The following is a 17,698-nucleotide window of genomic DNA, read 5'->3' as shown; positions in this document are numbered from 1 at the left end:
GCCCTGTAATACCGCCAATCCCAGCGCTTTTTGCATGAACCGGCCGTAAAATGGGAGATGTTCGCAAAGGGGTGACTGGAGGGCGACATGAGTACGTCTGCTTCACATGCACGCGGCGTCCATTTCGGACGGCAAGACATCCAGGTAGTAGGCCTGGGTGTGGGTGGCGTCGTTGCGCTGGTGGGCATCCTGGGCTTCATTCCAGGCATCACCATGCAGTACTCGGAGCTGCAATTCTTCGGCCCGGACTCGCATGCGATGCTCTTTGGCGCGTTCCAGGTATCCGTGCTGCTCAACCTCGTACAACTGGCCATCGGCGCCACGGGATGGGCGATGTCCCGTACGGCACACGGCGCGCGGAACTTCCTGATGGGCTTTGGCGCCCTGTACATCGTGCTGAGCATCTACGGACTGAGCGTCGGCGTCGATTCCGCAGCCAACTTCCTGTCCCTAAACTCTGTGGACAACTGGTCTCACATGGTGCTGGGCATCCTGATGATCGCCGCTGGTTGGATGTTCGCCCAGTACTTCACAGACGATAAAAAGGCCCGGAAATAATAGAAGCCGGGAACTAGGAGCGGCCAATGAACAGGTGTCACAACTAATAAACAGAAAGTCGTACTAGCAGCTGGTGCAGCCACCTACGGATTCTCTCCAAAGGTTGCACCAGCCTTCTTTGTTAAAGCTCGACGGCGGGTGGCTGGCTTAGGTGGCCGAAGCGGCCGTCCTGGCCCGGCGTCGTGGCACAAATGACGCACAAAATTGCTGGACTTCCCTGCTCTGCCCCAACGAGACTGTGTACACGAACAGGCGCATGGCCTATGGGGGTCAACGGATGAGGCCGGTTCACATCGTCTGAAGGGACAAGGTCAATGGACGACCTCTCGGCATTTTTCCCCTTGATCGCCGGCATTCTTGGCGTGATTGTTGTCATCGGCTTCATTTGGTTGGCAACCAAGGCAATGTGGAAGGTGGCGGAACCGAACGAGGCCCTGATCATTTCGGGGCTGACCCGCGGCACGCTCGAGAATACCGACGGCATGGATTTCAAGATCGTCACGGGCAAGGGCGCTTTGGTGGTTCCGGGGCTGCAGACGGTGCGAACCCTTGCATTGACGCTGAATGAAACGGAACTCAAGGTCTCGTGCGTCACGTCCCAGGGTATCCAGGTGATTGTGGACGGCGTGGTGATCTACAAGATTGGCGACGCTCCCCCATTCATCGCGAACGCCGCCCGGCGGTTCCTGGGGCAACAGCCGAAAATGGAGAGCCAGGTGTACAACGTCTTTGAAGGGCATCTCCGCTCCATCATCGGCAGCATGACTGTTGAGGAGATCATCCGCGAGCGCGACAAGCTCGCCTCACTCGTCCGTAGTGCCAGTGGCGTGGAGATGGAGAAGCTTGGCCTCGTGGTGGATTCCCTGCAGATCAAGGACCTTCAGGACCCCACGGGCTACATCCAGAACCTGGCCAAGCCTCACATTGCCCAGGTCAAGATGGAGGCCCGGATCGCCGAGGCCACCCGCAACCGTGAGGCGGCTGAGAAGGAAGCGGAAGCTGCTGCACTGATTGCGGATGCCCAAAGCTTGTCCGCCATCAAGCAATCTGCCGCGCAGGCGAATGCTGAGCAGGCCCGTGCCAACGCTGCGCAGGCCGGACCGCTGGCCGATGCTACGGCCCGGCAGCAGGTGGTGGTCCAGGAGACCGAAGTGGCAAAGCTTGAGGCCGATCGCGAAGAACAAAAGCTGCAAACCACCATCCGCAAGCCAGCGGATGCCAAGGCCTACGCGCAAAGGACTGAGGCCGAAGCGAAGAAGGCTGCTGACATCAGTGCCGCCGAGGCCCTGGCGAAACGCATCGAACTCGACGCTCAGGCAAACGCCCGGCGCGTTGAACTCGAGGCCCAAGCCAATGCGGGGGCTGCGGCAGCCATGGCCGGGGCCACCAGGGTGACAGGTGAAGCCGAGGCAGCGGCGACCACTGCGCGCGGCAACGCTGCGGCATCCGCGGTCAAGGCCAAGGCACTGGCTGAGGCGGAAGGTATTAAAGCCCGGGGTGAAGCGTTGGAGACGAACCAGGAAGCTGTCATCAACCAGCAAATCGCGGAGAACATGCCCGCCATCGTTTCGGCAGCTGCGGAGCCTTTCTCACGCATCGGCCAGCTGACGGTTCTCAACGGCGGCGATGGACTGAACAGCATGGTGGGTGGGATTCTGTCCCAGGTTGGCAGCTTCTTGCCGTCACTGGCTTCCGCTTTGAGGGGGAAGGATGGCGCTAGCCGACCGGCAGCACCGCCCACCCGACCCACGGCTGTGAAGTCTCCGCCGGCTAAGGCGTCAGATGCGGCGTCAGATGCATAGAGAAGTCAATCGGAGCCTCACCGGCAAGATCGGAAGGGTGACCGGGACCATCGCCCCGGGCACCATCGGCGAAGTCATGCTCCCCTTCCATGGCGGTACCAGCGCGTTTTTTGCCTATCCGTTCGACAAGGCGAGCATCTTTCCTGTGGGCGAAAAGGTGCTGGTGATCTACTTCGAGCCACCCCAGACCGTGTACGTGGATGAGCTACCGGATGTGCTGCGGGAATCCTGACCGCGGACTGGCCCGACGGCGCAAAAACACCCGCAACGCAAGAACACTAAGGCTGCGGCCCGTAAATGAATTCCTTGGCGTGATTGACGGCCTTCTTGAAGGCATCGTTACGTAGCGAGACCTGCTCTTTGCTCCCGCCCTTGCCGGGTTCGACAAACATTGTGGGCCCTGGGCGAAGTATCCAAATGTCGCCGGCGGGCGGGAGGTAGAAGACGCCAAAGGACCGATGTTCGGGATCGTCCGTCCAAATAGGGACCACTGCCACAGCCGCCCCGGTATCTACATTGATCCACTGAGCGCGCGGCATGGGTTGCTCGTGGACTTCCGGATCCAGGAACGGCGCGGTTCCCTTTCCCCAGCGTTTCTCGAATCGCTCGTAGAACGCGGGCATCAGATGGCTGTCGTACGAGCGCCAGGCACTCATAAGTATCTCCTTCGGACTTTGGGCGAGGGGAAGCCCGGGGTAGTCCTGGGCAGCGGTTCCCAGTGGACCGGGCCGAAGACGAGGGGCTGTTGTTCCCTTTGGCTGGCAGCTGGAGCGGCTGGCGCTTTATGGATGCGGACCTTGACCGGCTTCCCTGAGGAACCGCTCGATCCTGACGATCCGCTGGACGTCGTACCGGTTCGCCGACTGCGATCGTAAGCACTCCGCTTCGCCGGATCCGAGAGGACCACGTATGCCTGCATGATAGCGTGGAGTTCCTGGAGGTCGGCCGCCTTGGTGGCGTCGCCGTCGTCGGGCTTTTTGCGCGTATCCGGGTGGTGGGTGCGGAGCAGCGAGCGGTAGGCGTGGGTGATTTCACGGGCTGTCGCGCTGGGAGCCACGTTCAGGATCGAGTAGTGGTCGGGTTGGCTGTTGCTCACTGCTGGTTCCGGATACGTACTGCGGATTTGGCGATGGCCCCCGGCATGGGCCGGGAGCCATCAATCGGGAGACAACGTCAGGGGCCGCGTTTTCCTCTGCGCAATAAGCGCTGTGGCGTGGCACGAAGCCTGCGCCCTCTTTTCCGATGCTGCGGCCGATCGGAAGCTCCCGGTCTGACGCTCCGCTGGGTTGGCCACCCCCGGGTGGAGCTCCAGCGGAGCAGCTGTGGCTAGGCGTTGATCTCCTGCCGTTGGCTGTTGGACGAGATCTCGATGCGCCGCGGCTTTGCCTTTTCGGCGACGGGGATGCGGAGTGTCAGCACACCTGCGTCGTAGCTGGCTTGGATTCCATCGGTATCCAGGGTGTCACCCAGAATGAGCTGCCGGCTGAAGACGCCTTGCGGGCGTTCGGCGGCAAGCATCTCGGTGTTCTCGCCCGCAGGCGACTTACGTTCTGCCTTGACCGTCAAGACGTTGCTTTCGACGTCCAGCTCCACCGAATCAGGCGTGACGCCCGGCAGATCGAGGGCAACGATGAATTGGCCGTCCTCCTGCCAAGCATCCATCGGCATGCCGGCAGGCCTTGCTGTTGTGCCAAAAACCTGTTGGGCGAGCCTGTCGAATTCGCGGAACGGGTCTGTGCGCATCAGCATTTGGTTCTCACTCCTTCAGATCATGATGCGGTTTTGTTGTTGTGCCAGCCTTCCGGATCTGTGTTGGCTGGTATAGATTTTTTATAGCACCGGTGAGAGAGTGGTGCAAGAGGTTTTTTCAAAGATTTTTTGAGAGGTTTGCATGGCTGGCGATCACGACACCGAGCGGCCGGATTACGACGGCGGCACGCCCGCGGAGGCGGACGGCGCTGGCACCCGTGACGCTGCCGACCGGGACGGACTTGGCGTCTACGCCATCTCCGTTGCGGCTGAACTGGTGGGTACAGGCCAGCAGAATCTGCGCCTGTATGAGCGCAAAGGGCTACTCACCCCGAAAAGGACCGACGGCGGCACCCGCCGCTACAGCGAAACGGACCTTGCGACACTGCGGAGGATTGGCGCGCTCCTTGACGAGGGGCTGAACCTGGCCGGCGTGAAGCTGGTGCTCGAGTTGGAGGCCGCCAACCGCGGGCTCACGGAAGACAACCGGGAGCTTACCGAGGACAATCGTGGGCTGGCCGACGACAACCGGGAGTTGAGGGCCGATAACAGAGGGCTGCGGAAGGATCTGAAGCGGGCTCGGGGTGGGGAGCAAGGCTCCAGCAAGTGAACCGGGCAGATGCCAGGCAGGCCAGCGTGATAACTCGGCGCTCGTGGCCTATCGGCGCCGGAAGTTCCGGATGTGCAGGTAGGCCATGGCCATCAGTAGTGGAACGTGGATGGCCGGCATGTTGTGAGCGAACCATTTCGGAAGGTAAATGTCCGTCACCGCGCCGCTTTCGGCCCCATAGTGTTCGGCGAGCTGCGTGAGCGGACACCGGAATCCATTGCCTGCGAAGACCAAGGATTCGCCAGCTATCACCGCCGCTGCCATGCCAACTCGTCTGTCAGTGCGTCCAGCCACACCCTGGTAGAGCACGTAGACAACGCATGACTCAATCGAAAGCCACGCCACGGTGTGGAATGTCTTGATGGCAGTGACGGCGGCAGGGTGAGGCTTGGACGCTGCGTGAACTCGGCCGATCTGCATATGAATGCACCTCCTGATTCGGAGCACGGCGTGCCTCGGTACGTGGCTCCGTCCTTCAATCCCAATTGTGGAACCTGCCGGCCCCCGGCAACAGAGGCTAATCGTCAGGGGCGGCGCGCTGCCGAAGCGCTTCCCGATCATCCCAAAACGCACTGGTGCGCAGCAACAACCTGGGGGTCGATGCGCGCAGATCCCTCACCGCCTCCCAGATCTTGGAGATCTCTCGGCGGCGCCCCGCGAGGAAGAACTATCCCTCTGCGTCGCCCGGACTGAAGCCATTCGCCTCGCTAAACACATCCTCGAACTAGACGAACAGCTCATGAACAATGAGAAGCAGCTGGACGAGCTGGTGAGAGTCAGCGAGGCAGCACCCTTGCTGAAAGAGAAGGGCTTCAAGGCAATCAGCGCAGCGAGGTGCCTCAGCGCTTCAGAGATCTTCAACCACACCCATGCTCACTACCTCGTGAAAACGAAGACGCCCAGGACGATCGCACCGGTCATGAATCCTACGACTCCAAGCACTTTTCCGGCGGAGGCTTTTACACCACAGGATTCTGCTTTTCGTGCATTTATAAAAGCCATAACACCCAGCGGAAGACCAAGAACAAACAAACTGATAACACCCAAAATAATTGAATTTTTTCGGTATCGAGAGAGACTCCACGCGGGATACCTAACCATGGACTGCATGGTTAGGTATCGATACCCACACCCGACGACAAAGGATCTCAATTTTCCGATCCCAGCCCTCCCAGATGACACTGAGGCGGAAGCGGTCACCCTCCGGCTCTAAGGCGACGAGAGACACTTCAGTGAAACCCCAGTTGACCTCTTCAGGATGCTCCACGGAATAATCCATCAGGGCTCTTACCAGATTCAGGGAGTCCACTGCTTCCAGATGAATCTCGACATCATATGGAGCACTGAGCACGTTGCCGCCATTATCGATGAAGCGTCTGAAAACCGCCTGTACAGAATAGCCATATTTTTCGAGAGACAAATTATGGAGCAGCGACTCTGAGAGTGAATCGTTGGCCCTCAACCAGCCACCGAAGGTTTCTGAATCAAAGTTCATTTTTCATCCATCTCTATGGTCCAGCTGGGAAGTCATCCGAAGGACCGGCTGTTTGAAGCCCGCCAAGTCGCCAGCCCAGGGGTCGCCTGGCCTGTGGGTCACGAAGCGGAAGGCAGCTGAGGGATACGCTTCGTCGCGCCCGTAATCGACGGACAACCATACATCGACTTGGACGCCTGGCCTCTCAGCGGCCGCGCGGATGAACTCAGTCATCTTCCGGAAGGACCGAGATGAACCTGGCGGGAACGCTGTCCGCCAGCCATACTTTTTCGCCACCTTGGTAAAAGCTGACGTGCTCTCCGTGAGCGGCCGCGCTGTCAATGACAAGGACAACCGGATCAGTATCCTTTCGTTTGTCCTACCTGCCTACCGAATTGCGCCGCAACTCCCTCGAAATCGTGGAGGCCGCTCTACCGACCACCGTTCCGATCTGCCGCAGAGATTGACCCTGGGCGCGCAGTATGGCGATCTCTTCACGCTGGGCGAAGGTCAGGCACCGACCCTTCAGATCACGGCCCCGCCGAGGCCTGACACCACCGGCCTCAAGCAGGACCCTGCGCCCGGTACGCCGGCTCGTATCGATCCGAGCAACGGCATCAGTGATGAAATCACCAGCCTGCATCCCGGCCCAAAAAACCTGCAAAAGATCAGGCCTCACATGAACTGAATACCCTGCCATGACAACACCCATCCGCTAAGTGTTGCAATCACCGCAAGAACCCAAGGATCCTCTAACGGGCAGCACTAATCACCAGCGTCAGACAACCGTTTCTGCTGAGTTGAGGCATAGATGTGGGTGAAGTAAACGCCATACTCGCTATCATCCGCGAACTCCGATAGGTCCAGATCGCCGGTTGCCTCGAACTCTGACCACAGCTTTTCACCCACAGCCTCCCAGGGCGATGGACCGCATCCGCAACACCAAGGGAACGACTTCGAAATCCAACCCAGGACAAACCGAACCGTGGTGTCAATCTCGGCATCAGACGTCAGGAAGGCAGCCAGCTCGGGAAACAGAGACACGTCGAGGTCGTAGTCAGGTAGGCCGGTCAGAGGCCGAGGACTCACAAACTGTTGCGCAGTGCCGCCAGAACAGCGCCATGAAGATGCATCACGGCAGAACATTCACCACGAACCGTGGAGAGCCCCGTAACCTCAACCTGGCTCATGGCTCCTTTCCCTGCAAGGTATTTCTGTCGTACTAGGACCACAGTGCCGAGCCTGAGTAATTTCCCTGCCAACAAACTGCGTGGTCATAAGTCCGACATGCCAAGGTCGACCGGACATCACGTAGCCCTGCTTCTGATTTTCGGGTATTGAACTGATTCCTGAAACCATGGAGGTGCTCCTCAAGAGTGAAAGAGGCATCGACCAACAGTCGATGCCTCTTTTATTTGGAGCTAGAGTTTCGTCGCAGAGGAGCAGACGAGAAAGTTGGTGCTCGCTTGCGCTCCTTTGTACTCGCCAAAGATCGGAAACGTACGCACCTCGCTCAGAATGCCATTAAGGAACGAGCCGATCCTTCCATTAGCCCATTAACGGCTTCCACCCCGTGGCGCGGCTTGTACAACAGTTCGGATTCATGCAAGGGGATAGCCTTAATAGCTGAGTGGTTCCTCGGACCATCCCGACTCCCCTGAATCACTCGACGCTGGAACAGTGATCCAGCCAGTCACGATAGTCGTCGAGAAGACTCTCAACACCGCTCTTTTCGTCTGAATCTAAGGCCCCGGCCGCCAGTCCGGCTTCCATACACTTGATCAACACCTCAACGGTAGAACGATCGAATCCCTCGATCAAGAACTTCTGGGGATCAAGCAGGACGACACCAAAGCGAGATTCTGGTAACAGTAATTCGCGAATCTCTTCAGCGCGTTCATGGGTGAGCCCGGGAATAGATATCCCCCATGGATCATTTCTCATTTTTTATACCATTGCAGGAGCGCATCATAAGTTCCCAATCGAGTCTTGGCGCCAAATCCGTCAACCTTTGATGCCATTTTCCAAACCCCTAACGAATGCGTATCGGCATCGGGGCTAATGAAATTCTTACCGTTAGTATAGATGGCCTGACCGTGGCTTTGACGACCGCTAACCTTGGCATATCCTAGCCACTCCGCCAAGCCGGACGCCTGCCCTGTCGTGAGTTTTGACCCTTGATTCTTGGACAGCATCAGTCCGTTGAGGTCACAGGTATTGTGGACGAGGATCTCAGCACGGCCAACGTGGTAAGTGTGGATGCCCTCGATTGACAGGTTGTAGGCAAGGGCTGTCCGAGAAGTTCCGTCACTCAAACCGGCAACGGTGACTTGGGTGCCGTCGGATGCCAGGACCTTTTCTCCCTTTGCGAGCTGGTCGGCGCGTTCGAAGCGTTGATCTGTTACTGACCAGAAGGGGTGATCTTCGGTAGTCGTGATGCTGTCCCTGTCTAGGATGAGCTCAGCAACTGTGTCCTCGTGTACGAAGACGTGTTCGACTGCTTTGGGTTCCTGTTCGCCAGTTTCTGGGTCGGTGGCTAGGACCTTGTCTCCGATTTTGACTTCGTCGATCGGCTTCTTAGATCCGTCTCCCATGAGAACCACGGTGAAGCCTGCAAAGGAACACGCTTTCGCTGCACTACTCATGCTTCCCGAGTAAGTACTGGGGGACGAGGTCGCTGCCTTGGCTGCGGCTTGGTTGCCGAGGTTCTGTGTTTGTTGTTGGGCTGCTTGGTAGGACTGTTTGGCAAGGTTCTGGGAGGCTACTCGGCCGGAGGCAGCGCTTGCTGCACCTCCAGATCCGTTGCCAGCGAGTCCTCTGACGAACGAACCGACATACGGGGCGGCTTTACTGAGTACTTGCCCGACGCCGGACCCTACCGCGCCTCCGGCTAGTCCCCATCCGATGTTGTTGGCCATGCCGCCGTAGTATTGCTCGGCTGAGGGAGCTGGTTTTCCTTGTGCCATGTCGGCCATGGCCGTAGCACCGGACGCAGCAATCCCGCCGGCGACAGCACCCGCAACGATAACCGCGGCCCCAGCGACGGCACAGACGACCGTGGCGATGCATCCTGCGACCAGGGAAGCAACACCGACGGCGACTACGGCACCGACGACGGCACCCGTGACGGCTCCGACAATTTCTGAGCCGTGGTCCTTGAAGAAGTTGCCGACGTCCCCCCACCAGTCCAGACCTGACGGGTCCGAGCGGTTGATCGGGTCTCCCCATGAGTAGGAGTAGGGGGTGAATCCTTCGCCTTTGTCGGTGTGGAGGACCGGGTCGGGGCTGGTGAAGGCACCGGTGACGGGGTCAAGTTCGCGTGCTCCGAGGTGGGTCAGGGAGCTGACGGTGTCATCGAGCCCGCCGATGTATCCGTTGACGGCGCCGAAGCCTGCTGGGTTGGCGGCGTTGGAGCCGACACCAGCGGTTGTTGCGCCGGCGGCGGTGTAGGTGTTGTTGCCTTGGCCGGTGAGGTTGTTGCCTCGTGCGAGGCCGAACGGGTCGGTGTAGCGCTGGATTGCGGTGATTGGCCCGGTCCCGACTGTGGGTTGTGTCATGGTTTGGGCCGTGTTCACGGAGTCGCCGACGATCAGGGACAGTTTCGCGGATCCGTTTGCGGCGGTACGCTGCGCGACGGTCTTTCCTGCGAACGTGTACGTGCAGGTGGCTGTTTTTATCGGTGTGGTGGCTTTGGTGGCGTGCGCGGTGATCCGGCCGAGGGTGACCGTAGTGCCGGTTCCGTCGACGACACCGACGAGGTCCCCGTCGGCGTCGTAGTACCTGGTACCGAGGCTGCCGGCGCCGGTGCTGGGTCCGGGTGGTGTTCCGTTGGTCGCGCCCGGATTCGGGTTCGCCGGGACGGTGCTGGCCCCTGTTGTGGTTGCCAGCAGGCCGTCGGCTGTGTAGGTCATGGTCTGACCTGCCCGGTTGGTCATCCGCCCGGCCGCGTCCCAGGTGAAGTTCCGGGTCGTTGCCGTGCCGGAGACGGTAGACACGATCGAGTCGACCTGGTGCGGTCCTGCGGTTCCCGGGACTGCATAGTTGTACTGTTCGGTCACTGCCAGTGCACCATTGGAGCCGAAGCGTTTGACCTGTGAGCGGTCACCGGCTGCTGTGTATGCGTACGTTTGGGCGTATGCTGCCGGGCCACCAAGGCCGCTGACGCTGGTTGAGGCAGGTGTGGGTGCTGTGGTGCACGACTTGGACGCCGGGGTCCAGACGGCTTCCAGCCGGGAGGCGTAGTCGTAGTCGTAGCACTGGTAGTCAGTGGCAACGCTTGGGCGGCTGCTGAACGCGAGTTCGCGTGCGGTCAGTTTTCCGGCCTCGTTGTACGTGTATTTGGTTTTACCCAGGTCCGAGATGGTGCCACGGGTGTTGTTCGTGGTCCACTGCTCCAGCAAACGGCCCGTGGAGCCGCTCCAGCTGAAGTACGTGTTGTTCGTCCCGGTCATGTTCCCGGTCCCGGTCGACGAGGTGGCCTCGTCCCACTGCGCATACGTAGTCAGGAACCCGAGGTTGTCGTACTGGGCGGCGCCGGCGAACTGGTCACCGGCGACGTTCCAGGACGCTGACGGGTTCTCGAACTGGTCATACCCGTAACGGACTGTCTCTGCCGGCAGCCCGGCGATAGCGGGGGTATCTTCGCCGGTGAGCTTTCCGCTGCTGGAGTAGGTCCGGGTCATGGTGTACGAGCCGTTGAAGCCAGCGAGGCCGGACGGCAGCGTAACGACGGTTGTGCCGGGTTGGTAGGCGTTGTTGTAGCCGCTGTACGAGGTCACAACAGGCTGGTCAAACGCTGCACCGTTGTTCCTGGTCGTGTTGGTTGGCAGCCCCTTCAGTTCCCCATCGTAAGTCCTGGTTTCCAGGGTCTTGGCCGCGCCACCGCCGACCGAGACGGTCTTCGCAGTGGTGCGGTCGAGCTTGTCGTACGCGTACGTGGTGACCGTGCCCATCGCGTCGGTTGTGGTGGCCGTGCGACCTGCTGCGTCGTAGGTAGTGCTGCGGGTGCCGGCGTCCGGGTCCACGGCGCCGGTTTCACGTCCGGCTGCGTCGTAGGTCCAGGTCCACAGGTTCGCCCCGTCGCCCATCCGTGTCAGTTGTCCGAGGGCGTCGTAGATGTAGGAGGAGATATCGGCGGCACCGGCGGGTGTGGTGCCGTGGTACAGGGCCCTGGCTTCGATATTGCCATCGAGGTTGACGAGGGTCTTGACCGCTGATTCCGTTCCAGGTCCCGTGACGGTGGTGGTGTCCAGGCCCGAGTAGCTGATCTGGGTGGCCCAGAGTTCCTGGTTTTCGTTGGTCATCGTCCGGATTTTGGTCGGACGACGGAAGGCGTCGTATTCGTAGATCGTCGAGGACGGGACCGCGAGTGTCGGGATCCTCAGCACCCCGTCGGGAGCGTTGGAGATGTAGTACTTGTTGTTCACGGTGCTCTTGGCACCGCGGGAGTCGTACCAGGTGTCCGTGGCGATCGTTCCGCCGCCGGGTGAGTCAACCTGGGTTTGCCGTTCACGGCCAAGACCGTCATACACGGTGAAGGACGTGACGTATCCGTTGCCGGTCTTGGTCCGGGTTTTGACCCATGAGGGGTTGGTCGAGGAGATCGAGTAACTGGTCTCCACGGTGGGGTCGGTGTTGGACGCCGCCGGGCGCATGGGGTCCCACTCGCCGGTGACACGCCCTGATGGGTCGTAGCGGTAAGAGGTGATCTTGCCGTTGGGATCCGTCTTGGTCAGCGTTTGCCCACGCATGGAATCGAGCGTGGTCGTCGAGACCCAGCCCATGGGGTTTGTCTGCGTCACCGTGGTGGGCAACCCGGTCGCAGGGGTGTACGCGGTGATGGTTTCCCGCAGCACACCTGTGTTGCTTTCGGCTGACTTTGTCTCACGTCCGAGCGCGTCGTAGGTCACGGTGGGGCCTTGTGCCCACGTGGTCACGGCGGTTCCGGTAACGGCGGTTGCCGTGTCGGTGCGGGTGGTGTTGCCCTTGGTCGGTGCGACGTAGCCGCCGGAGCCGGGGACCGCAGACGTCGAGGCGTCGTACAGGGTCCGGGTTGCCTTGAGGAGGTTCCCGGCCGGACCGGAGGCACCGCATTCGGCGGCGTAGGTATCGACGGTGGCAGGCAGGGAGAGGATGTTCGCCGCGACGGAATCCGCGTACACGGTTATCTCACAGCTCTCGTCGCCTGCCACGCTGATTTCACCGGTGGATGAGGTGCGGATCGGGCGACCGTAGGCGTCGTAAGCCATGCTGGTCTGTGAGACGCGCATGGAGGCGGACTTGCTGGTCGTGGTCTTCTTGGTCACCGATGTCGTGGCGATGTGGCGTGCCTGGGCTGAGCCTGTGGCGACGGTGCTGGTCGCGGTCGGTGCCGAAGCCCAGGGGACGGTGATCGTGGTCCCCATCAGGGTCCCGCCGTCACCGGCGTAGCTTTGTTTCTCGACTTCCTGCCCGGCGAACCAGACCGAGTCAGTGAGGACGGTGCTGTCCGAAAGCGTGACCGTGTCGGTGCGCAGCCCGCCGGTTTTGTTCGATGGGGTGCCGTTGAGGCCGCGCAAGTAGGTGGTGACGGTGGTCGGGTTGGACGCGGCCGTTCCGACCATGGTCTTCACCTTCGACCAGCCCGCGAGCACGGACCAGGTGATGTTCTCCCCTGCCGTGCCGGAGACATACTTCGGGGCCGCGTACCTCCACGCCGGCGTCCCCACGTAGCCGTAGGTGGTGGTCAGGTCCAGGCCACCGGCACTTCCGGGGCCGGCCTTGCTGACGACACGGTCAACCGGGTAGATGTGGAAGTAGTCAGTCCGTGCCGGCTGGGCGATCGGAACAGTCGGCGTCCAGCGCTGCGGGAAACACCTCATGGTATTGGTTTCAGCCGATGCCGGAAGGTTGGTCGCGGAGCATTCCGCAGCCTTGTAAGTGACCTGGATGCTCGCTCCGGTCGCCGTGGTGATCGTTTTGAGCCGGAACCGGTCAAACGGTGCCAGCCCGTCGGTGGCCCACACCCGGTTATCCAGTGGCTGCCCGGCGAACACAACAGCCGGGTCGGTGATCCAGCCACCGGTGGCGGAGGTGAGATTGGTGCCCTGATGGATCACAGATCCCAGCCACAGGGCGGGCTTCATTCCATCGCCCGGGGTTGGCATGGCGTGGAAGAACGTCCAGAAGTCGGTGTTGCCGTAACTCGAACCGGTCAACGATTGGCTGATTACCGTTTGCAAGCGGTAGTAGGTGAAGAACGTCGGCGAGTAGGTCGAACACGGGCCCGTGGAGGCGCAGACGTATTCGACGGGCACGTCGCCGTTGGAGGTGGGGCAGTCAGGAACGCCTTCACAGCGCCCGGTGTAGCCGAAGTTCACGTGCAGGGGCGCCTGGGTGGACAGTTCGGTCCCGGCGCGCATGCCGTAATCCACCCGGGCGAGACGGCTGGCACGGTGGTAGGCCTTCAATGCACCGGCGCCGGCCTGGGATTTGTAGTAGTTCGTATCCTGCGTGTAAAAGAAGCCCTGGGAGTTCCCGTTCGGGTCCACAACATAGTCAAGGTTCCACGCATACGCCTGCATGCAGGACGAACTGCCGAACCCGGCGCTGTTGTAGCACGGCTGGCCCGGAAGGCCATACACAGGGACGATGTCAGCCGAGTTGTTTTCCTTCCCCGGTGACCAGCCCGGGATGCGATTCACACCGAACCAGTACTGCACACCACTGGTGTCGGTGATTTTCCAGTACCCGCCATCGAAGGTGCCATTGGCCGCACCCTTGAGGTACTCAAGCTTGGTGTTGTCATCATTCTGCAGCTTGTACACCCCGCTATTGGCGTCCAGGATGATAATGCCCGAACGGCCGCCAAAGGAAATGGTGAACTGCTGCCCACCGGGGTTCCCGCACAGGTCATAAGAGTTCGCCACACCCTGGTCCATGCAAGAGGCGAACTTCTGCTGGATCTGCCCGCCCCCGGTCAACGCCCACCCATCACCCACCGGGGTGGCCTGAGTGTTGGTGGCACTGGTCAACCCGTCAACACGGGAAGAGTCATAGGAAATACCCAAAGCCGGGGTCGGGCCGGCCGGGGCATCACGCAGGGCAAACGGGTAGCTCCAGGTGAACGAACCGGTTTGACCCGCAACACCCCACGAACCGGACGCCGCGCCAGGAACCTTGGAGAAATCGCCCGAGCCCTTGTCGTCGCCCAGGGCCGGTGCCATCGGCGCCGCCACCGGGGCCAGACTGATCGGCCCCAAGGGTACTGACCGGGTACCGGCCGGTCCTGAGACCGATGCCGGGTCCACCGGCGGACCCGGGTCAACAGTCGGTACGACGCCGGTTCCGATGCCCTCGATCGTTTTGCCATTGTTGGCGGCCGGGTCATCAACAATCTGGTGATCGGCTGAGGTGTCCTTTTCGGGAACGTACTCCTGGACCGGGACGGGTTTGACCGGATCCACGTGGTCCGGTGAGTCCCAGGGTGCTGTGATGTAGATGAATCCGGTGCCGGAGGCGATAACGGCGGCGGAGAGGACACCGGTTATTGCTGCCCGTGGTTTCGAGCGCATCAGCGAGGAGAAGATTTTCATTTCAGCAGTCCCTGCGTGGTGTCGGTGAAGGTCTTCATCGCATCGGTGAAGGTGGTGGGTTTCAGGACGCCTTGCGTCATGACCGGCTTGTAGATATTTCCAATGAATCCATAGCCGAGCTTGACCGGGTCCGAGGCAGCCGCCGTCCGGTGCGCAACCGGAGAGGCAGCCACGACCCACGTACCCGTGGTGCTGGTATCGGTCTTGGTGATACGCAGCTGGGCGTTGTACTTGTCATAGATCGCCGAAATGAATGCCCACTTCCCGGCCTCAAGGGTCGGTCCGGTGACCACTTCGGTAGCACCGGAACCGGTCCAGGCCACCAACTCAGGCTTCGCATCCGTTCGGATGCGGAGGGCAGCCGCCGGAGAGTTGTTCGCGGCCCACTGGACGATCAGGTCCTGCAAGGAGGTGTTTACGGAGGTCGGGCAGAACCAGCCCGCGACACTGAAGCTCTTGCTGGGATCAACGGCACTGCCCACCGTCTGCGCCCACGAAGAAGCATTCGTGACCTTCAGCATCTGCGGCTTCTTGCCTTGGTCCCCTACCGGCCTTTCATTGCACGTGTTTTGGTCGATAACGCTTCCAACAGCTGCCCACTGCACCTGCCCGTTCAGGGTCAACGGCGCGAAAGTGCTGGGCGTGGCGGAACCGGCGTTAACCGTGAAGGTGTAGTGGCTGGCAGTCGCGTTATGCAAAGGCACGGTGACATTTCCTGCCGTGTCGAACGCCCAGACCGTCAGGGATGTCGTTTCGTCGAGGGCAGAGATCACGACGTCAGCACTCATTCCGCCTGCCGGGCAGACAGCCACGTATTGCTGAATCCTCGGCGTGCTGCAGGTAACGCTCTCGGGATACGCAGTGGCAGCTGTTCCCGAGCCGATGGAGAACACGAAGCCCTCGACAGGTTCGGAACCGGGCGGGAGCTCCAGGTGGAAGTCATACAGTGTCTCACCAATGATCCCGTCGATGTCCGTGTGGGCCTCGTTGGACTGGCCCGCGTTGGTCGTCACGAACTTGCCAGAAGGTTGAGTGATGATGGGCGCGGCTGGGGGTGTTGTATCGACTTCGAAGTCGAACCGCATGACCCCGGACAACAGACCCCACTGATCGGCAGATTGCGCTTGCAGATAATATCTGCCATCGCCGAGGTCGATGCCGCTCTGCCAGTCGAACTGGTCCCCTGCGGCACTCCCCAACGTGCCATCGCTGGCAGTCATGACGACGTTGTCGGATACCCGGCGGACTGTCATGTAGACCTTGATGTCGCCACCGTTGGTCCCGTCGGGGTCGCTGGCGGAAACCCTGAACGTCGGTTTCTTGTTCCTGGTCACGTAATAGGCCCCATGCGCGTAGTCCCACGGTGTGCCAGCCCATTTACCGCCACTGATGGTGGTGATAACCGGCGTGTTCGGAGCCACGTTATGCCGGACCGTGATCGTTGCGCTGTTCTGGAACTTCTTCCATCCCAACGGATCAGACTCATTACCGGCGGCCAACATGATCGTCCACACAGACTTGTTCAACAGCAACGACTTGCCAGCCATCAAGTCAAACCCAACAGTCCCCGCGGGGCAGGACGCGTTGTAGCCCTTGGCCACCGCGCCCATGTCCGTGCGCATCCGCAAGACAGGCTGCGCATTCCACCGGGTCGTTGAATACACCGGATCAGTGATCCAGGAAGCAACATTCGCCGGCGTGCACGACGACGACCACGTCTCAACCGTGTTCAGCTTCGCCTGCAGGATGTCCTTACCCACAAAGTACGACGAATCGAACTGGTAGTAAGAGCGCGCCAGGTGGTTTACCCCGTCCGGTGCCCAGTAATTCGGCAAGAAACCCACATGGACCTGGCCGTCGGTGAGGTTACCGTTCCAGTACGACGTCTCAGGATAGGCGTTGTCGACAAAAATGTAATTGGCGCGTGTGATCGTCCAGTCCGGATCCACGTACACCGGGAACGTCAGGTTCGCGGTATCAAGGATCTGGTCCATGCCGAAGATCTGGGACTGCTTACCGTCCTCGGTTCCCAGCGTGAGGCTGAACGGCCGGGCAACGCCCTGACCGCCCGGATCAGTGGCTGTCGCTCCCTCGACTGAGGAATCCCACCACAAACCACCAGTGTTCCGCAACGCAACCTCACCGGAGTCCGAGCCCTTGGCTGTCAGGCTGCCATCGGCTTGCTGCTCCACCACGGCATTCCGGGAATCCAGGAAGATCCGCATCTCGGACACGCGGGGATCCCTTGCGGCCTCCGCGGTTTCAATCTTCAACACCTGCGAGATGCCCGTCTTGTGGGCCAGCTGGATCAAATCCACCCCCGGCAACACCTGCCGGAACGTCGCCGAGTTGCCCTCAACAAAAGGTTCAGGAAGAGTTCCGAAAGGCCAGGACTGCGTCAGCGAGTGGCCCTTCCTGTCGTCCAGGCTCGCGATCTTGTCACTGCCGCCGGTCCCGACGGTGATGTCCACCGGCACGTTCTCCGGCTTCAAGACACTGACACCGTTCACGGTGGTCCGGATCAGATCCGTGGAAATGTCCGTCCAGCCAGCTTCGGTCTTCATCCGCACCGGGTCCGTGTCCACGGTGGACGTGAGCGTCCCATCCGGGTGAGCCACGGTCAGCAACGTGGGTGTCGTGGCGTCCTCCACCACGACATCGGTCGACGTCGCCTCGGCCTGGGCAACAGCCGCAGCCTCCGAACCTGTGTTTTCGGCCGGGGCTGCGGGCGGTTCAGTATCGGCTTCGGCTGCCGATATGGATAAACCAGCAGCCAGCAGACTCAAACCCACGACCGGTACGCAGGCACGGCGAAGCAGGGCGAATGACTTACGCACTAAAGGGACTCCTTCTGGAGCAACAAAGACTCGACAGAGGGAAAGTAGACGCAGTCTCGAAACCCCCATAACGACTAACTGAGAGCAGGCTATCC

At 60.7% G+C, this 17,698-nt stretch carries 13 protein-coding genes and 2 pseudogenes; 5 read left to right on the top strand and 10 right to left on the bottom strand.

What is annotated here, in order from left to right; translation table 11 throughout:
• The first annotated feature begins 87 nt into the window (after positions 1-87).
• The 3 genes from ACZ5G6_RS06370 to ACZ5G6_RS06360 all read left to right on the top strand — a co-directional run bounded on the left by ACZ5G6_RS06370 (position 88) and on the right by ACZ5G6_RS06360 (position 2,592).
• On the top strand, positions 88-558 hold the full coding sequence (locus ACZ5G6_RS06370) for a DUF4383 domain-containing protein (protein WP_223936242.1): 471 nt from the start codon (positions 88-90) through the stop codon (positions 556-558).
• A gap of 314 nt (positions 559-872) precedes the next feature.
• Positions 873-2,360, top strand: coding sequence for a flotillin family protein (locus tag ACZ5G6_RS06365; protein WP_498690234.1), 1,488 nt, complete (start codon positions 873-875; stop codon positions 2,358-2,360).
• A gap of 37 nt (positions 2,361-2,397) precedes the next feature.
• Complete coding sequence (locus ACZ5G6_RS06360; protein ID WP_498690232.1) at positions 2,398-2,592, top strand: NfeD C-terminal domain-containing protein; 195 nt, start codon at positions 2,398-2,400, stop codon at positions 2,590-2,592.
• A 46-nt stretch (positions 2,593-2,638) separates the two neighbouring features.
• Here the strand turns inward: ACZ5G6_RS06360 and ACZ5G6_RS06355 are convergent, their stop codons facing one another.
• From ACZ5G6_RS06355 to ACZ5G6_RS06345, 3 genes are all read right to left on the bottom strand, one after another.
• The gene (locus ACZ5G6_RS06355; RefSeq protein WP_498690230.1) at positions 2,639-3,016 is read right to left on the bottom strand and encodes a hypothetical protein; all 378 of its coding nucleotides are present in this window, start codon (positions 3,014-3,016) and stop codon (positions 2,639-2,641) included.
• Positions 3,013-3,456 (bottom strand): J domain-containing protein, encoded by a 444-nt coding sequence (locus ACZ5G6_RS06350; RefSeq protein ID WP_498690228.1) that lies wholly within the window; start codon positions 3,454-3,456, stop codon positions 3,013-3,015. Before ACZ5G6_RS06350 ends, ACZ5G6_RS06355 begins: the two co-directional genes overlap by 4 nt.
• 230 nt (positions 3,457-3,686) lie before the next feature.
• Positions 3,687-4,109: an Hsp20/alpha crystallin family protein gene (locus ACZ5G6_RS06345; RefSeq protein ID WP_223936237.1), complete on the bottom strand. Its 423-nt coding sequence runs from the start codon at positions 4,107-4,109 to the stop codon at positions 3,687-3,689.
• Between the two features lie 142 nt (positions 4,110-4,251).
• On the opposite strand from ACZ5G6_RS06345, the gene ACZ5G6_RS06340 reads away from it, so the two are divergent.
• Complete coding sequence (locus ACZ5G6_RS06340; protein WP_223936236.1) at positions 4,252-4,719, top strand: MerR family transcriptional regulator; 468 nt, start codon at positions 4,252-4,254, stop codon at positions 4,717-4,719.
• Between the two features lie 48 nt (positions 4,720-4,767).
• Here the strand turns inward: ACZ5G6_RS06340 and ACZ5G6_RS06335 are convergent, their stop codons facing one another.
• On the bottom strand, positions 4,768-5,139 hold the full coding sequence (locus ACZ5G6_RS06335) for a hypothetical protein (protein ID WP_498690224.1): 372 nt from the start codon (positions 5,137-5,139) through the stop codon (positions 4,768-4,770).
• Between the two features lie 146 nt (positions 5,140-5,285).
• Here ACZ5G6_RS06335 and ACZ5G6_RS06330 point away from each other — a divergent pair.
• Positions 5,286-5,563, top strand: a pseudogene (locus ACZ5G6_RS06330) (IS110 family transposase); the annotation flags it as partial.
• A gap of 249 nt (positions 5,564-5,812) precedes the next feature.
• Here ACZ5G6_RS06330 and ACZ5G6_RS06325 read toward each other — a convergent pair.
• The 6 genes and pseudogenes from ACZ5G6_RS06325 to ACZ5G6_RS06300 form a co-directional block, all read right to left on the bottom strand.
• The gene (locus ACZ5G6_RS06325) at positions 5,813-6,214 is read right to left on the bottom strand and encodes a hypothetical protein (RefSeq protein ID WP_498690223.1); all 402 of its coding nucleotides are present in this window, start codon (positions 6,212-6,214) and stop codon (positions 5,813-5,815) included.
• Between the two features lie 370 nt (positions 6,215-6,584).
• Positions 6,585-6,905 (bottom strand): annotated as a pseudogene (locus tag ACZ5G6_RS06320) (helix-turn-helix domain-containing protein); the annotation flags it as partial.
• A 53-nt stretch (positions 6,906-6,958) separates the two neighbouring features.
• Positions 6,959-7,282 (bottom strand): hypothetical protein, encoded by a 324-nt coding sequence (locus ACZ5G6_RS06315; protein WP_498690220.1) that lies wholly within the window; start codon positions 7,280-7,282, stop codon positions 6,959-6,961.
• A 573-nt stretch (positions 7,283-7,855) separates the two neighbouring features.
• On the bottom strand, positions 7,856-8,137 hold the full coding sequence (locus ACZ5G6_RS06310; protein ID WP_223936234.1) for a hypothetical protein: 282 nt from the start codon (positions 8,135-8,137) through the stop codon (positions 7,856-7,858).
• Positions 8,134-14,766 (bottom strand): toxin C-terminal domain-containing protein, encoded by a 6,633-nt coding sequence (locus ACZ5G6_RS06305; RefSeq protein ID WP_498690218.1) that lies wholly within the window; start codon positions 14,764-14,766, stop codon positions 8,134-8,136. Before ACZ5G6_RS06305 ends, ACZ5G6_RS06310 begins: the two co-directional genes overlap by 4 nt.
• Positions 14,763-17,603, bottom strand: a complete 2,841-nt coding sequence (locus ACZ5G6_RS06300; protein ID WP_498690217.1) for a hypothetical protein — start codon at positions 17,601-17,603, stop codon at positions 14,763-14,765. Before ACZ5G6_RS06300 ends, ACZ5G6_RS06305 begins: the two co-directional genes overlap by 4 nt.
• Positions 17,604-17,698 lie beyond the last annotated feature (95 nt).

The organism is Arthrobacter sp. TmtSoilC51, assembly GCF_055388015.1.
This window is presented reverse-complemented; position numbering and strand designations above follow the sequence as displayed.